General features: G+C 70.6%; 12 protein-coding genes. 10 read left to right on the top strand and 2 right to left on the bottom strand.

Going from position 1 to position 14,909, the window contains the following annotated elements; genetic code table 11:
* Window positions 1-81: 81 nt before the first annotated feature.
* From AC5DRG_RS42330 to AC5DRG_RS42375, 10 genes are all read left to right on the top strand, one after another.
* Complete coding sequence (locus AC5DRG_RS42330; RefSeq protein WP_491805169.1) at window positions 82-954, top strand: HAD family hydrolase; 873 nt, start codon at window positions 82-84, stop codon at window positions 952-954.
* A gap of 443 nt (window positions 955-1,397) precedes the next feature.
* Window positions 1,398-1,931: a hypothetical protein gene (locus tag AC5DRG_RS42335; RefSeq protein WP_491805170.1), complete on the top strand. Its 534-nt coding sequence runs from the start codon at window positions 1,398-1,400 to the stop codon at window positions 1,929-1,931.
* A 137-nt stretch (window positions 1,932-2,068) separates the two neighbouring features.
* Window positions 2,069-3,823: a hypothetical protein gene (locus AC5DRG_RS42340; RefSeq protein ID WP_491805171.1), complete on the top strand. Its 1,755-nt coding sequence runs from the start codon at window positions 2,069-2,071 to the stop codon at window positions 3,821-3,823.
* A gap of 161 nt (window positions 3,824-3,984) precedes the next feature.
* Complete coding sequence (locus tag AC5DRG_RS42345) at window positions 3,985-4,827, top strand: nitrilase-related carbon-nitrogen hydrolase (RefSeq protein WP_491805172.1); 843 nt, start codon at window positions 3,985-3,987, stop codon at window positions 4,825-4,827.
* Window positions 4,824-6,107 (top strand): aspartate aminotransferase family protein, encoded by a 1,284-nt coding sequence (locus AC5DRG_RS42350; RefSeq protein ID WP_491805173.1) that lies wholly within the window; start codon window positions 4,824-4,826, stop codon window positions 6,105-6,107. The genes AC5DRG_RS42345 and AC5DRG_RS42350 overlap by 4 nt, the downstream gene beginning before the upstream one ends.
* Window positions 6,108-6,135: 28 nt before the next feature.
* Window positions 6,136-7,707 (top strand): PucR family transcriptional regulator, encoded by a 1,572-nt coding sequence (locus tag AC5DRG_RS42355; RefSeq protein WP_491805174.1) that lies wholly within the window; start codon window positions 6,136-6,138, stop codon window positions 7,705-7,707.
* A 155-nt stretch (window positions 7,708-7,862) separates the two neighbouring features.
* A complete protein-coding gene (locus tag AC5DRG_RS42360) occupies window positions 7,863-8,705 on the top strand; it encodes a nitrilase-related carbon-nitrogen hydrolase (protein ID WP_491805175.1) in 843 nt (280 codons plus the stop codon).
* Between the two features lie 97 nt (window positions 8,706-8,802).
* The gene (gene hydA, locus AC5DRG_RS42365) at window positions 8,803-10,206 is read left to right on the top strand and encodes a dihydropyrimidinase (RefSeq protein ID WP_491805176.1); all 1,404 of its coding nucleotides are present in this window, start codon (window positions 8,803-8,805) and stop codon (window positions 10,204-10,206) included.
* Between the two features lie 11 nt (window positions 10,207-10,217).
* Window positions 10,218-11,237 (top strand): TIGR03842 family LLM class F420-dependent oxidoreductase, encoded by a 1,020-nt coding sequence (locus AC5DRG_RS42370; RefSeq protein WP_491805177.1) that lies wholly within the window; start codon window positions 10,218-10,220, stop codon window positions 11,235-11,237.
* Window positions 11,238-11,381: 144 nt separating this feature from the next.
* Window positions 11,382-12,908 (top strand): NCS1 family nucleobase:cation symporter-1, encoded by a 1,527-nt coding sequence (locus AC5DRG_RS42375; RefSeq protein WP_491805178.1) that lies wholly within the window; start codon window positions 11,382-11,384, stop codon window positions 12,906-12,908.
* A 42-nt stretch (window positions 12,909-12,950) separates the two neighbouring features.
* Here AC5DRG_RS42375 and AC5DRG_RS42380 read toward each other — a convergent pair whose 3' ends face one another.
* Both AC5DRG_RS42380 and AC5DRG_RS42385 read right to left on the bottom strand, forming a co-directional pair.
* A complete protein-coding gene (locus AC5DRG_RS42380) occupies window positions 12,951-13,622 on the bottom strand; it encodes a hypothetical protein (protein ID WP_491805179.1) in 672 nt (223 codons plus the stop codon).
* A 151-nt stretch (window positions 13,623-13,773) separates the two neighbouring features.
* Entirely contained in the window at window positions 13,774-14,778 is a 1,005-nt protein-coding gene (locus AC5DRG_RS42385; RefSeq protein ID WP_491805180.1) for a carboxymuconolactone decarboxylase family protein, read from the bottom strand.
* Between the last annotated feature and the right edge of the window lie 131 nt (window positions 14,779-14,909).

Consider the following 14,909-nt stretch of genomic DNA (forward strand, 5'->3'; position numbering starts at 1 on the left):
CGAACTCGCCTTTTTCCGGCGGGAGTTCCAGCAGGCGATACGGGTCTTGGCGTCTACGCGCGTAGTCGCTAGCCTCCCGTCATGTCGATCACGAACACCCGTGAACACGAACGCGGGCGGCGACGGACGCGGACCGTACGCCTCCTGTGCACCGACTTCGACGGCACCCTGCTCGACTCGCAGGGCGGCATCAGTGACCGAACCCTCAGCGCGCTGGCCGAGGCATCGCGGGCCGGCATCACCGTGGCCGGCGTCACCGGCCGTCCGATGCGGGACGCGCTCCCCGTCACCCGGGGCCACGGGCTCACCGGGCTGCTCGTGTGCAGCAACGGCGCCGTGACCGTGGACGCCCGAACCGGCGAGATCCACGACTGCCGGGGCTTCGAGCCCGCCGGGGTCACCGAGATACTCGGCGCCCTGCGCTCCGGCGTGCCCGGGATCGCCCTGGGCGTCGAATCCCTCGGCGGGCTGCGCCTGGAACCGGAGTTCAGCGCGCTGGTGCCTCATCCGTGGGCCCATGAGCCGATGGCCGCCTGGGACACCGGGCCGCGCGACGGCGATCCCGTGGTGCAGATCCTCGCCGCCCATGCTGAGCGCCCTGTGGAGGAACTGGCCGGTGTGGCCGCCGCATTGCTCGGCGCGGGGGCCCAAGTCACCAGGTCCAGCAGCCGTTTCCTGGAGATCTCCGCCCCCGGCGTCGACAAGGGCGACGCCCTGCTGCGGCTCGCGGGCCGCCTCGGTGTCCCCTTGGAGCACACCGTCGCCGTCGGCGACATGCCCAACGACCTGCCCATGCTCGGCGCGGCAGGGCTCGCGGCGGCCGTGGCGGGCGCCCACGAGGACGTCCTGCGGGCCGCCGACATCGTGGTCCCGGGCAACGACGACGACGGGGTCGCCACGCTGATCCAACTCGTGCTGCCCCGCATGCTCACGCGAGACTCGGGCTGCATCTGAGCTCGATCGACCCGTTGCCCTCTCCGTGCGCGAGGCCGGCGCCGGCTACCGCCTGGTGGGCGTGGTGACCGGTGTCTTCGCCGTAGCCGGGGCGATCGGCGGGCCGCTGCTCGGCCGGCTCGTCGACCGCACCGGCCAGCCGCGGGTGCTAAGCGCTCCGCTGGATATGCGGTTCGTTTGCCGCGGGCCCGGTGGGGGTTGATCGCGCAGTTCCCCGCGCCCCTTACGGGGCGCTTTGTGCCACCCCGGGCTTCACCAGTTCCGTGCGGTGCGGCAGCGCCCTGAAGGGCGTGGGGGACTGCGCGACCTGCCACGACGCACCCGAAGCTGGTGTACCGGACTTCCAGCGGAGCGCTTAGCCGTCTCGGCGGTGGTGTCGGGGCTGGATACGCCGTGCTCGCCCGTGGCTGGCCGCCGGTCTTGGCCTGCTGGGTGCCGTACTCATGGCGACCGCGAAGCCCTCGCGCACCTGGCGGACCGAGGCCCGCGACGCACACTGGCTCGGCCCGCTGCGCAGCCCCGCCCTGCTCCTGCTGCTCGCCGCCCTGTTCGGCGCCATGACCTACGGGGCACTCGGCTGGACCGCGGCCGCGCCGCACAAGGCCGTACTCCTCAGTACCGGGATGGCGGCCTCGTACTGGCTGGTCGCGCTCGTGCCGGGACCGGCGGGCGCCTGTCTGGTGGCGGTCGGCGCCGGCGTCTTCTTCGCGCCGCTGCTCACCGTGTCTTTCGGCCTCGTCGGCGAACTCGCGCCGGCGGGCACGGTGACCGAGGCGTTCGCCTGGCTGGTGACGCTCATCGGCGGAGGTGTGGCGGCCGGCTCCGCCGCGTCGGGCCTGCTGCTCGCGGACTCCACGCTGAGGGCGGCCGCCGTGCTCGGCGCGTGCGGAGTGACGGCCGGGGCGCTCCTCCTGGCGGCGTCCCGGGGACGGTTGGGGCGTACCCTGCGGCAGGGGGAGAAGGCCCGGGTGCTGTGAGCGGAGCGTTTGCGCACAGCGCTCTGTACTCGTTCTTGAACGCTCTGCGTCCGGCCTGAAAAGGATCTGTAGCCGCGCCGTAACACGAATGGTGTTTTCTACGGACCGGAGTACTCCGGTCTGGCGGGAGTTGGGCGATGACAGTGGATCAACTCCCGGCTCGAATACGGGAGTTCGCGAACTATCTGGACGGCCTAGTGGCGCGCCTGGATCAAGGTGGCGGCTGGTGTGCCGTCTTCTGGCAACGTGACCCGGAAGGTATGCAGGCCTGCCTCCAGGGATACGAGGTGCCGCCCTGGGACGTCGTGGAGGCGCTCCTCCAGGACCTCGCCGTGTCCTACGGCCCTGACGCCGCCGCCCATGAGGCGGACCGGGCCCACGCCCTGCACGCCGCCGCGCTCATCGCGTACGACACCCGGCCCGGCGGCCGGGACGTCCTCGGGGACCGGCTCGACGTCATGCTCCGCGAACAGCGGTACGCCGCCGAACGGCAGGCCGAGCTCGGCCGGTTGCTCGCCTCCGCCACCACCCAGGACGCGGCCGACGCCATCCGCCTCGACCTCGCCTGGGCCCACGACGACCACGAACGGGCGACCGCCCGCTGCGCCGAACTCCGCGCCCGCATGTTCGAACTGGACCGGCGCCAGGCCGGCGCCCAGGTCATCAGGCGCGACCACCAGGGGAACGTATTCCAGACCGACGACGTGTTCTCGGAGGACTCCGGCAGCCGCTCGCCCGCCGCCCCCCGGTCAGGAATGCCCCGCCGGCGTGACACGGCCCCCGACACCGCGGACTGGCGCCTCGGACAGCGCGCGGCAGCCGAAACCGCAACCTGGCACGAGGCCCCGGACCCCGAGCCCCAGGGCACACACGACCCCCGGTACGACCGACCCGGCCGGGACGCCGCCGCCGAGAGCAGGCCCGGCGCCACGAGGCCGTCGAACGCAACGCGGGGTGGCTACGGCGGTCCCCGCGCCACGAGGCCGGCGTACGACACGCCGGGCGGCTACGACACCTCCCGCGCTCGGACGGGCCCCGCGTACGACACCCCCGCTGACTACGACAGCCTCGACGCCCCGACCCCCGACCTCGACACCCAGCCCCCCGCCACCCCCGAGCCCCCCGCCGTCGACACCGTCCCCGCCCCGGCCCCCACCGCCAAGCAGCGCAAGCGTCGCCGCGGCAGTGCCCGTTTCGCCGGGATGGTCGATGACGAGAGCGCCGCGGTCCCGGCCCCGATGGCCGCCGTACCGGACATCCCCGTCCCGGCGCCGACCACGGCCCGTACCCGGGGCGGAGCCCGCTTCGCCGGGGCCGTCGCCACCGCGGAGCCGGCCGAGCCGCAGACCGATCCGCTGGACGCGGAGGCGCGGCGGGCCACCGCCGAGGCCGTGGCGTCGCTCGTGCGGCTGCGCCGAGAGGGCCGCAGTGGTGAGGCGCACGCGGTGCTCGTCGAGGCCGCGTACTGGCCCGCCGCCCGCTTCCCGCTGCTCGCCGCCGAGCTCCAGCGGGCCGGACTCGGCGCCGACTGGCAGACCCTGCTCTGGGAGGCCGGCTCGCTGCCCGCCGACCGGCTGGTCGCCGCGGCGGACGCGCTGGTCGCGGCCGGTCGCGCAGGCGACGGGGAGCAGATCCTGCGCCAGGGCGTGGCACGCCCGCCCGGCGAGATCGGTGAGGCAGTGCTCGGGCTCGTGGAGGACGGCCGCCGCCGCGAGGCCCGCGCCCTCCTCGACACCTACGTCAACGTCCGCACCCCCGAGGAGGCGGCCCACAGCGTCGAGGCCGACCCGCAGCGCCTCGTCCCCCTCCTGCTGGAGGCGGCACGGGGCGTCTCGGGCGACCGTCACCGGGACCTCGTCCACGCCCTCCGGGTCGCCGGCTTCAGCGCCTGACCGGGGTCCCCTCCACTCACCCACTGGGGTGTGAAACGTGATCGACTCCGCGGGTTAACGACAATGGTCTTGGCAAGGCAGTCCGAGAGGCTTACGTTCGTCCCTCTACGGCCTGTTCTACGGGCGTAGACGGATCTGGCGTCCCGTCGAAGGAGCAGCTCATGGCCAACGTCGTACGCGCCGCTCTGGTCCAGGCCACCTGGACCGGCGACACCGAGTCCATGGTGGCGAAACACGAGGAACACGCCCGCGAGGCGGCCCGGCAGGGCGCCAAGGTGATCGGGTTCCAGGAAGTCTTCAACGCCCCCTACTTCTGTCAGGTGCAGGAGCCGGAGCACTACCGCTGGGCCGAGCCGGTGCCCGACGGGCCGACGACGAGTCGTATGCAGGCCCTCGCCCGCGAGACCGGCATGGTGATCGTCGTCCCCGTCTTCGAGATCGAGCAGACGGGCTTCTACTACAACACCGCGGTCGTGATCGACGCCGACGGCACCGTCCTCGGCAAGTACCGCAAGCACCACATCCCGCAGGTCAAGGGCTTCTGGGAGAAGTACTACTTCAAGCCCGGCAACGCCGGCTGGCCCGTCTTCGACACCGCGGTCGGCAAGATCGGCGTCTACATCTGCTACGACCGTCACTTCCCCGAGGGCTGGCGGCAACTCGGCCTGAACGGCGCCCAGTTGGTCTACAACCCGTCGGCCACCTCCAGGGGCCTGTCCAGCTACCTGTGGCAGCTGGAGCAGCCCGCGGCCGCTGTCGCCAACGAGTACTTCATCGCCGCGATCAACCGTGTGGGACAAGAGGAGTACGGGGACAACGACTTCTACGGGACGTCGTACTTCGTCGACCCGCGTGGCCAGTTCGTGGGCGAGGTGGCCAGCGACACCAAGGAGGAACTCGTCGTGCGCGACCTCGACTTCGACCTCATCGAGGAGGTCCGCCAGCAGTGGGCCTTCTACCGGGACCGCCGCCCCGACGCGTACGAGGGGCTGGTTCAGCCGTGAGCGACCTGTACGCCCGTCACCGTGCCGTCCTGCCCGACTGGCTCGCCCTCTACTACGAGGACCCGCTCGAAATCACGCACGGCGAGGGCCGGCACGTCTGGGACGCCCGGGGGAACAAGTACCTCGACTTCTTCGGCGGCATCCTGACGACGATGACCGCGCACGCGCTGCCCGAGGTGACGAAGGCGGTGAGCGAGCAGGCCGGGCGGATCATCCACTCCTCGACCCTCTACCTCAACCGGCCGATGGTCGAACTCGCCGAGCGCGTCGCCCACTTGTCCGGCATCCCCGACGCCCGCGTGTTCTTCACGACCTCCGGTACGGAGGCCAACGACACCGCGCTGCTGCTCGCGACGGCATACCGGCAGAGCAACCAGATCCTGGCCATGCGCAACAGCTACCACGGCCGCTCCTTCAGCGCGGTCGGCATCACCGGCAACCGCGGCTGGTCACCGACATCGCTGTCACCGCTGCAGACGCTGTACGTCCACGGCGGCGTCCGCACGCGCGGTCCGTACGCGGCGTTGAGCGACAGCGAGTTCATCGCGGCCTGCGTCGACGACCTCAAGGACCTGCTCGGGCACATCCGCCCGCCCGCCGCCCTGATCGCCGAACCCATCCAGGGCGTCGGCGGCTTCACCTCCCCGCCGGACGGGCTGTACGCGGCCTTCCGCGAGGTGCTCAGCGAGCGCGGCATCCTGTGGATCGCCGACGAGGTGCAGACCGGCTGGGGCCGCACCGGCGACCACTTCTGGGGCTGGCAGGCCCACGCCGCCTCCGGTCCGCCGGACATCCTCACCTTCGCCAAGGGCATCGGCAACGGCATGTCCATCGGCGGCGTCGTCGCGCGCGGCGAGATCATGAACTGCCTTGACTCCAACAGTATTTCGACGTTCGGCGGCACCCAGATCACCATGGCGGCCGGGCTCGCGAACCTGACGTACCTCCTGGAACACGACCTCCAGGGCAACGCCCGGCGCGTCGGCGGACTGCTCATCGAACGGCTGCGGGCCGTCGTCGCCCAGCATCCGGGCGTACGGGAGGTGCGGGGGCGCGGGTTGATGATCGGCATCGAGCTGGTCAAACCCGGTACGGACGAGGCCGACCCGGTCGCGGCGACCGCCGTCCTCGAAGCGGCCCGCGAGGGCGGGCTGCTCATCGGCAAGGGCGGCGGCCACAACACCAGCGCCCTGCGCGTCGCACCACCCCTGTCCCTCACCGTCGCGGAGGCCGAGGAGGGCGCCGCGATCCTCGAACACGCTCTGAGGAGCACGCAGTAGCAAGAACCTGAGCAAGGGAAGTCCGCCCATGACCGCCATCTTGGAGAACCTGGGGAGCCTGGAACCCGCCCTGTCGGTGCGCCAGGTCCTCACCCTGGAGCGCGTGCTCGCCGGGGAGCCCGAGGTGGTGGCCGGCGCGAGCCAGCTCGACCGGCCCGTGCGCTGGGTGCACGTGGCCGAGGCCGCCGACGTGGGCGTGATGCTCACCGGCGGCGAGATGGTCCTCACCACCGGGGTGCTGCTCGCCGGCGACGAGAGCGCCCAGGCCGAGTACATCCAGTCCCTGCACCGCGCGGAGGCCTCCGCCGTCGTCCTCGGACTCGGGCGGGCCTTCCCGGCCCCGCCGGACGTGATGCGCCGGGCGGCGGAGCGGTGCGGCCTTCCGATGGTCGTCCTGCACCGGCCCTTTCCCTTCGCCGAGTTGACCGAAGAGGTCCAATCCCGGCTCGTACGGCGGAAGTTCGCCGCCGTCAGCCTGTCCGAGGCCGTACGGACCGCGCTCACCGGGCTCATCACCGCGGGCGCCCCGCTGCAACGCCTGCTCGACGAGGTCGCCTCGCACAGCGCCTGTCCCGTCGTCGTCACCAACCTCGCCCACCGCGTCCTCGCCACGGCGGGGGAGCGGTCGGCTGTGGACGACGTGCTGCGGGACTGGGAGCGCATCGCCCGGCAGGCGGGCGGCAGCGAGGGCGACGGCTGGGTCCGCGCCGAGCTGGGCGGGCGTGGCGAACGGTGGGGCCAGATCATGCTGTGCGGGTATCGCGGGGACACGGCCACCGGACGGCTGCTCGCCGATCGGGCCGCCGAGGCCCTCGTCCTGCACCGCATGCTCGGCGGCTTCACGCAGAGCTGGGAGGAGCAGTCCGCGCAGAGCCTGCTGACCGACCTCGTCAGCGGCGTCGTACCAGCGCGGCAGCTGCTGCCCCGGGCACGCGCGGCCGGACTGCCGGTCAATCGGCGGGCCTTCGTGCCGCTCGTCGTGCGCGACGGCGATCCCGCTCAACTCGACCGGGTGCTACGGCTGTTGGGGCTGCCCGGGCTCGTCGCGGAACTGGCCGACGGAGTCACCGCCGTGCTGCTGAGCCTGGCCCGGGACCAGGACGCCGGGGCCCTCGCGGCGCACTTCGCGGCGCGGCTGCGGACCGAGTCCGGGGCGCTGAGGGCGGTGGTGGCCGCGGCCGAGCCGCGCATCGTCTGGGACGACGTGCCGGCCGGGCTGCGCGAGGCACAGCACGTCGCCGACGCCGTGGCCGACTCCGTGGACGTCCTGGAGCTCCCGGCCGTCGTACGCCTCAAGGACGTACATCTGCGCGGCCTGATCCGGCTGCTGCGGGACGACCCTCACGTGCAGTCGTTCGCGGAGCGGGAGCTGGACGGGCTGCTGTGCGCGGCCGACGAGGATCTGCTGTCCGTGCTGCGCACGTATCTCGCCACCGGGCGCAACAAGTCCCGCACCGCCCAGCTCCACCACGTCTCCCGGCCCGCGCTGTATCGCCGGCTGGAGGCGATAGAGGCGCGGCTCGGCGTCGACCTCGACGACTTCGAGCAGGCGGCCTCGGTGCACATCGCACTCCTCGCACACGACGCGCAACAGGCTTGAAACATGCGACCACCTGGGAAAACGGCGGTGAAACATGGGCCCACGACAGGGTGACACCGTGGAACGCCGCGCGTCCGCAGACGTGACACCGTGCAACTCAAACAGGACTTCAGGACTTCCTAGGCTCGCCCCACACCTAGCGACCGGAGGTCCCGATGAGCACAGTGATCCGTGCCGCCCTCTTCCAGACCGCCTGGACGGGCGACAAGGAGTCCATGATCCAGGTACACGAGCAGGCGGTCCGCGACGCGGCCGCGCAGGGTGCTCAAGTCCTGTGCTTCCAGGAGCTGTTCTACGGACCGTACTTCTGCCAGGTCCAGGACAAGGCGTTCTACGAGTACGCCGAGTCCATCCCGGACGGCCCGATCGTCAAGCGCTTCCAGGCGCTCGCCAAGGAACACGGCATCGTCCTGGTCCTGCCGATGTACGAGGAGGAGCAGCCCGGCGTCCTCTACAACACGGCCGCCGTGATCGACGCGGACGGCTCGTACCTCGGCAAGTACCGCAAGCACCACATCCCGCAGGTGCCGGGCTTCTGGGAGAAGTTCTACTTCCGCCCCGGCAACAGCGGTTGGCCGATCTTCGACACCAAGGTCGGCAAGATCGGCGTCTACATCTGCTACGACCGGCACTTCCCCGAGGGCTGGCGTGCGCTGGGCCTCGCCGGTGCCGAGATCGTCTTCAACCCGTCGGCGACCTCGCGCGGTCTGTCGGCCTACCTGTGGCAGCTGGAGCAGCCGGCCGCCGCCGTCGCCAACGAGTACTTCGTCGGTGCGATCAACCGGGTGGGCGTAGAGGAGTTGGGCGACAACGACTTCTACGGGACGACCTACTTCGTCGACCCGGAGGCCCAGTTCGTCGGCGAGGTGGCCAGCGACAAGGAGACCGAACTCGTCGTCCGCGACCTGGACATGGCCAAGCTGCGCGAAGTCCGTGACCGCTGGCAGTTCTACCGGGACCGCCGTCCCGACGCGTACGAGCCGCTGACCGCTCCGTAACCGACCGGTACGTCCGTCGGTCCGGTGCACGGGGGCTGGACCGGCGGCGCCGATCGACCTGCACGTCACCAGTGTTGAGCACGGTAGGAGAGGGAGCATGAGTAGTCGTACCGTCATCCGCGGTGGTCTCGTCATCACCGCGTCCGACGAGTTGCACGCCGATGTCCTGATCGAGGACGGCCGCATCGCCGCCCTCGCCGCGAGCGGTACCCCGGCCGCCGAGGCCTGGGGGGCCGAGCGCACCATCGACGCCACCGGGAAGTACGTGATCCCGGGCGGGGTCGACGCCCACACCCACATGGAGCTGCCGTTCGGCGGCACCTTCGCCTCCGACACCTTCGAGACCGGCACCCGGGCCGCGGCCTGGGGCGGCACGACGACCATCGTCGACTTCGCCGTGCAGAGCGTCGGCCACGGCCTGCGCGAAGGTCTCGACGCCTGGCACGCCAAGGCCGAGGGCAACTGCGCCATCGACTACGCCTTCCACATGATCGTGTCCGACGTGAACCAGGACACGCTCAAGGAGATGGACCTGCTGGTCGAGGAGGGCGTCACCTCCTTCAAGCAGTTCATGGCCTACCCCGGCGTCTTCTACAGCGACGACGGCCAGATCCTGCGCGCCATGCAGCGCTCCGCCGAGAACGGCGGCCTGATCATGATGCACGCCGAGAACGGCATCGCGATCGACGTCCTCGTCGAGCAGGCGCTCGCCCGCGGTGAGACCGACCCGCGCTACCACGGCGAGGTCCGCAAGGCCCTCCTGGAGGCCGAGGCCACCCACCGCGCCATCAAGCTCGCGCAGGTCGCCGGCGCGCCCCTGTACGTCGTGCACGTCTCGGCGATGGAGGCAGTCGCCGAGCTCGCCCGGGCACGCGACGAGGGGCTGAACGTCTTCGGCGAGACCTGTCCGCAGTACCTGTTCCTGTCGACCGACAACCTCGCCGAACCCGACTTCGAGGGCTCGAAGTACGTGTGCAGCACGCCCCTTCGGCCCAAGGAACACCAGGCCAAGCTGTGGCAGGGCCTGCGCACCAACGACCTCCAGGTGGTCTCCACAGACCACTGCCCCTTCTGCTTCGTGGGCCAGAAGGAACTCGGCCGGGGCGACTTCTCCAAGATCCCCAACGGTCTGCCGGGCGTCGAGAACCGCATGGACCTGCTCCACCAGGCCGTCGTCGACGGGCACATCACGCGCCGCCGCTGGATCGAGATCGCCTGCGCCACCCCGGCCCGGATGTTCGGCATGTACCCGAAGAAGGGCACCATCGCCCCCGGCGCCGACGCCGACGTCGTCATCTACGACCCGCAGGTCGAGCAGATCATCTCCGCCGAGACGCACCACATGAACGTCGACTACTCGGCGTACGAGGGCAAGCGTCTCACCGGCCGCGTCGAGACGGTCCTCTCGCGCGGCGAAGTCGTCATCAACGAGCGGGAGTACACCGGCCGCGCCGGCCACGGCACGTACACCCCGCGCTCCACCTGTCAGTACCTCAACTAGGAGTGGCGCACATGGACTTCGGACTCGTCCTGCAGACGGACCCGCCGGCCTCGAAGGTCATCAGCCTGATGAAGCGGGCCGAGCGCAACGGCTTCACCTACGGCTGGACCTTCGACTCCGCCGTGCTGTGGCAGGAGCCGTTCGTGATCTACAGTCAGATCCTGGCCAACACCACGAAGTTGACGGTCGGCCCGATGGTCACCAACCCGGGCACCCGCACCTGGGAGGTCACCGCCTCCACCTTCGCCACCCTCAACGACATGTTCGGCAACCGCACGGTCTGCGGCATCGGCCGCGGCGACTCCGCGATGCGTGTCGCGGGCCGTGCGCCCAACACGCTGGCGCGCATCAGCGAGGCCATGAAGGTCATCAGGGCGCTCGGCTCCGGCAAGGAGGCCGACCTCGGGGGCACGGTCATCAAGTTCCCCTGGATCAAGGAGGACGCCGAACTCCCCGTCTGGATGGCCGCGTACGGCCCCAAGGCCCTGAAGATGACCGGCGAGGAGGCCGACGGGTTCATCCTCCAGCTCGCCGACCTCTACCTCACCGAGTACATGGTGAAGGCCGTCAAGGACGCCGCCGTCGCCGCCGGACGCGACCCGTCCGAGGTGAAGATCTGCGTCGCCGCCCCGGCCTACGTCACCGAGGACGACTCGCCGGAGGCGCTCGCCCACGCGCGTGAGCAGTGCCGTTGGTTCGGCGGAATGGTCGGCAACCACGTCGCCGACCTGGTGTCGAAGTACGGCGAGCACTCCGCGGCCGTACCCGAGGAACTCACCGACTACATCAAGGCCCGCGAGGGCTACGACTACTCCCACCACGGGCGCAGCGACAACCCCGACACCAAGTTCGTGCCCGACGAGATCGTCGACCGGTTCTGCGTCATCGGCCCGGTCGAGAAGCACATCGAGAAGCTCAACGCGCTGCGTGCGCTGGGCGTCGACCAGTTCGCCGTCTACGACATGCACGACGCGCAGGAAGCCACCATCGACGCGTACGGATCCCAGGTGATCCCGGCCGTCAACAGCTGACCGACCCGCGTAGGAACCCTTCGTAGGAACCGCTCAACTCCCCATCCCCCCACTCCAGTTCTCCCCTCCCCGGCCGTCCCCGGGGAGGGGACCGGAGCCCCCGCACGGCCTTTCCGGACCCACCCCTCATTGATTGGCCTGCCCATGACCGACACCGCTCCCGTGGCCATACCGCCGACCTCTCAAGTCACCCTCGCCGACGGCCGGGTGGAGATCGCCCCTGGTTCGCCGCTCCCCAGCGGCCCCTACGCCAACGAGGACCTGCTTCCGGTCCCCGTCGAGAAGCGCACCTGGACCACGTACAACTTCTCCGCGCTGTGGGTCGGCATGGCCCACAACACGGCTTCCTGGACCCTGGCCTCCGGTCTGATCGCCGTCGGCATGGACTGGAAGCAGGCGGTGCTCACCATCGCCCTGGCCAACGTGATCGTGCTGGTGCCGATGCTCCTCACCGGGCACGCGGGACCCAAGTACGGCATTCCCTTCCCGGTCTTCGCCCGCGCCTCGTTCGGTGTGCGCGGGGCCAACCTCCCCGCTGTCGTACGGGCGTTGGTGGCGTGCGGCTGGTTCGGGATCCAGACCTGGATCGGCGGTGAGGCGATCTACTTCCTCGCCGGGAAGCTGATCGGGAACGGCTGGAGCGACGCCGGAAAGATCGGCGGCTATGCCTGGACCATGTGGCTGTCCTTCGCCATCTTCTGGGCCCTCCAGGTCGCCATCATCTACCGGGGCATGGAGACGATCCGCCGCTTCGAGAACTGGGCCGCGCCCTTCGTGCTCGTCGGCGCCGGCGTGATGCTGTGGTGGATGAGCGAGAAGGCCGGCGGCTTCGGCCCGCTGTTCGACCAGCCCTCCAAGCTCGGCTGGGGCGGGGACTTCTGGAAGCTGTTCTGGCCCTCCCTCATGGGCATGATCGGCTTCTGGTCGACGCTGTCGCTGAACATTCCCGACTTCACCCGGTACGGCAAGAGCCAGAAGGCGCAGATGTGGGGTCAGGCGCTCGGCCTGCCGACCACGATGACGCTCTTCGCGCTCCTGTCGGTGATGGTCACCTCCGGTTCGCAGGCCGTGTACGGCGAGGCGATCTGGAACCCGGTCGAGCTGGCCGCCAAGACGGACAACGTCGTGGGTCTGCTCTTCGCGCTGGTGACCGTGCTGGTGGCGACCCTGTCCGTGAACATCGCGGCCAACCTGGTCTCCCCGGCGTTCGACTTCTCCAACATCGCGCCCCGCAAGATCACCTTCCGGGCCGGTGCGCTGGCCACCTGTGTCATCGGCGTACTGATCTTCCCGTGGAAGCTGTACTCCGACCCGGCCGGCTACATCTTCACCTGGCTCGGCCTGGTCGGTGGTCTGCTCGGCACCGTCGCCGGCATCCTCATCGCCGACTACTGGATCCTGCGCCGCGGCAAGCTCGACCTGACCGACCTGTACAGCGAGGGCGGCCGCTACTGGTACGAGAACGGCTGGAACTGGCGGGCCGTCGTCGCCTTCGTGGTCGGCGGTGTCCTCGCCGTGGGCGGCGCCAACTTCGACCCGCTGATCGACGGGCGGCCCATCCCGGCCCTGTCGTCGCTGGCCGACTACGGCTGGGCGGTGGGCCTCGGTACCTCGATGGTGCTGTACCTGGCGCTGATGCTGGCGGGCGGGCGCAAGAAGGTCGCCGTCTGACCCTCGCGCCCGAACGCATGAACTGCACGAAACGGAGGGCGGTCAGCTGGTCTGGCTGCCCTCCAGTGCTGCCACCGCCTCCTTGGCGGCCTTGATGGCACCCTTGTTGATCACGTCCGTGCTGGGTGCCTTCTTCGACTCGAAGTCACTGCCGTTGTAGGTGACGACCACCAGCGCGTTGGACGCCTGGACGATCACCACGCCCTCGCGTGTCTGCTGCTTGTCCTCGGTGGTGAGGTTCACGACGGAGTAGGCCGTGTCGCCGAGCCCCGGGACCGCCCCTCCGCCGCTTTTGTCCGCTACACGTTCCTTGTAGGACTTCTGTGCCGCCGAGTCCGACTCCGTGATCTCGAAGGAGACATCGAGCCAGCGGTAGTCGAACCCCTTGAGCGCGTTCCAGGAGCAGGTGCGGCGCACCTTCGTGTCCGTCGACGCGATCTCCTTGCCGGCCGTCTTGGCGCCCGGGACAAGGGACTTGAGGGTCTTCACGGTCACACTGGTGCATGGGGCGGGCGCGGAGGCGTACGACTTCGAGACCGCCGACGTCGAGGGCGCGGAGGGCGACGAGTCGGCCCCCTTGTCCGTCGCCGCCTTGTCCTCGGCGGCAGGCGTCGCGGCGAACGGGCCGGACGACAGGGCCCAGCCCGCCGCGGCGAGCACGACGACCGGCGACAGGCGCGCGGTGAGGGCGACTGGCAGAGGAAGAGATCGCACGGCGCACTTCTCGTGGGGGTGGGGGTGCGGAGGGGTCCGCACTGCGGACAGGGGACGCCAGTGTCACATGACTCCCTGTGGGGCGGAAGTATGAACTCGCTCCGTGCCTGTGCGGTGACGCAGGCCCGCTGTTGACGGGCTGTGTGTCCCGTTATGCCCGCGCCGAGCGGAGGTTCGCCGCCGACTCGATCCGGTCAACGGCCAAAAAGGCCCCATAGACCACGAGCCGCACAAGAGATTCGTCGCTGTGCTCCGGCCGCCGCCAGGCCGCCACGTCTTCATCTGTGATGCGGTACGGCGCGAGGGCGGCCAGCAACGCGAGTCGCGCGCCGGGCCGCTCCCGCCGGTCTGGAAACCCGCCAAGGCCGAGCGAGGGATGCGCCCCGTCCCAGTCGAGCAAGGTCTCCTCTACGAGGTCCAGGTCGTCGGCGTCGAGGAAGCCGGTGTCCGTCAGGGCCGCCCTGAGCAGCGCCGCGTACGCGAGGCCTACGGCCGTGCCGCCCGCCCACGCGGGAGCCTCGCCGGGGTCGGGCTGGTCGAGCAGCGCGAGGGCCTCGCCGGGACGGGCCGGGCGGCGTACGGTCCGGGCGAGCGTGCGGCCCGCCAGGCTGCGTACCGGACGCAGCCGCTGGGCGTTGCCCGGCAGCAGGTTCTCGGTCAGCAGGGCGGACACCACCCGGTTGATGAGGTGGAAGGCGAGGGCGGTGCCGAGGTAGCCGGGGGCGTGCTCGCGCGGGAACGGGTACGGCCCGGCGCCGAGGCGACCCGGTACGCGGGACTGCCTGCCCCACTCCAGCACGCGCGCGTGCTCCTCGTTCTCCGGCTGCTCCCCGCGCGCGAGACGCTCGGCGAGCGCGTGGTCGCCGGTGGCGTGCAGCAGCACGGTGTGCGCGTCCACGCAGAACGGGCACCTGTTGGCGAGCGACACCCCGAGCGCGGCGAGTTCCTTGCCGGTGCGGTCACCGGGGCCCGCGATGAGCGACTCGCGCATCAACGCCCAGGTCGCGGCGAGGATTTCGGGCGCGGAGGACAGGACCACGAAGGTCACGGGCTCGTTGATGCCGAAGTCCCTCGCGAGCTGTTCGTACACCTCGGCGACGCGGCCGGTGGCCGACTTGGGCGGCAGGGGCTTGGTGTAGCGGAAGGCTGAGGTCATGGACAGCAGCGTGCGCCCGCCGGGTGCTCCGGGTCGTCGTACGGCCGATGGCAGTTGACGCTACGACAGGGGGCGCGGCGGTGCCGGCCACTACTGCGTGGGGAGTAGTGCGGGAGCAGTCCACAGGTCTG

This window comes from Streptomyces sp. JLBG701 (assembly GCF_058544905.1).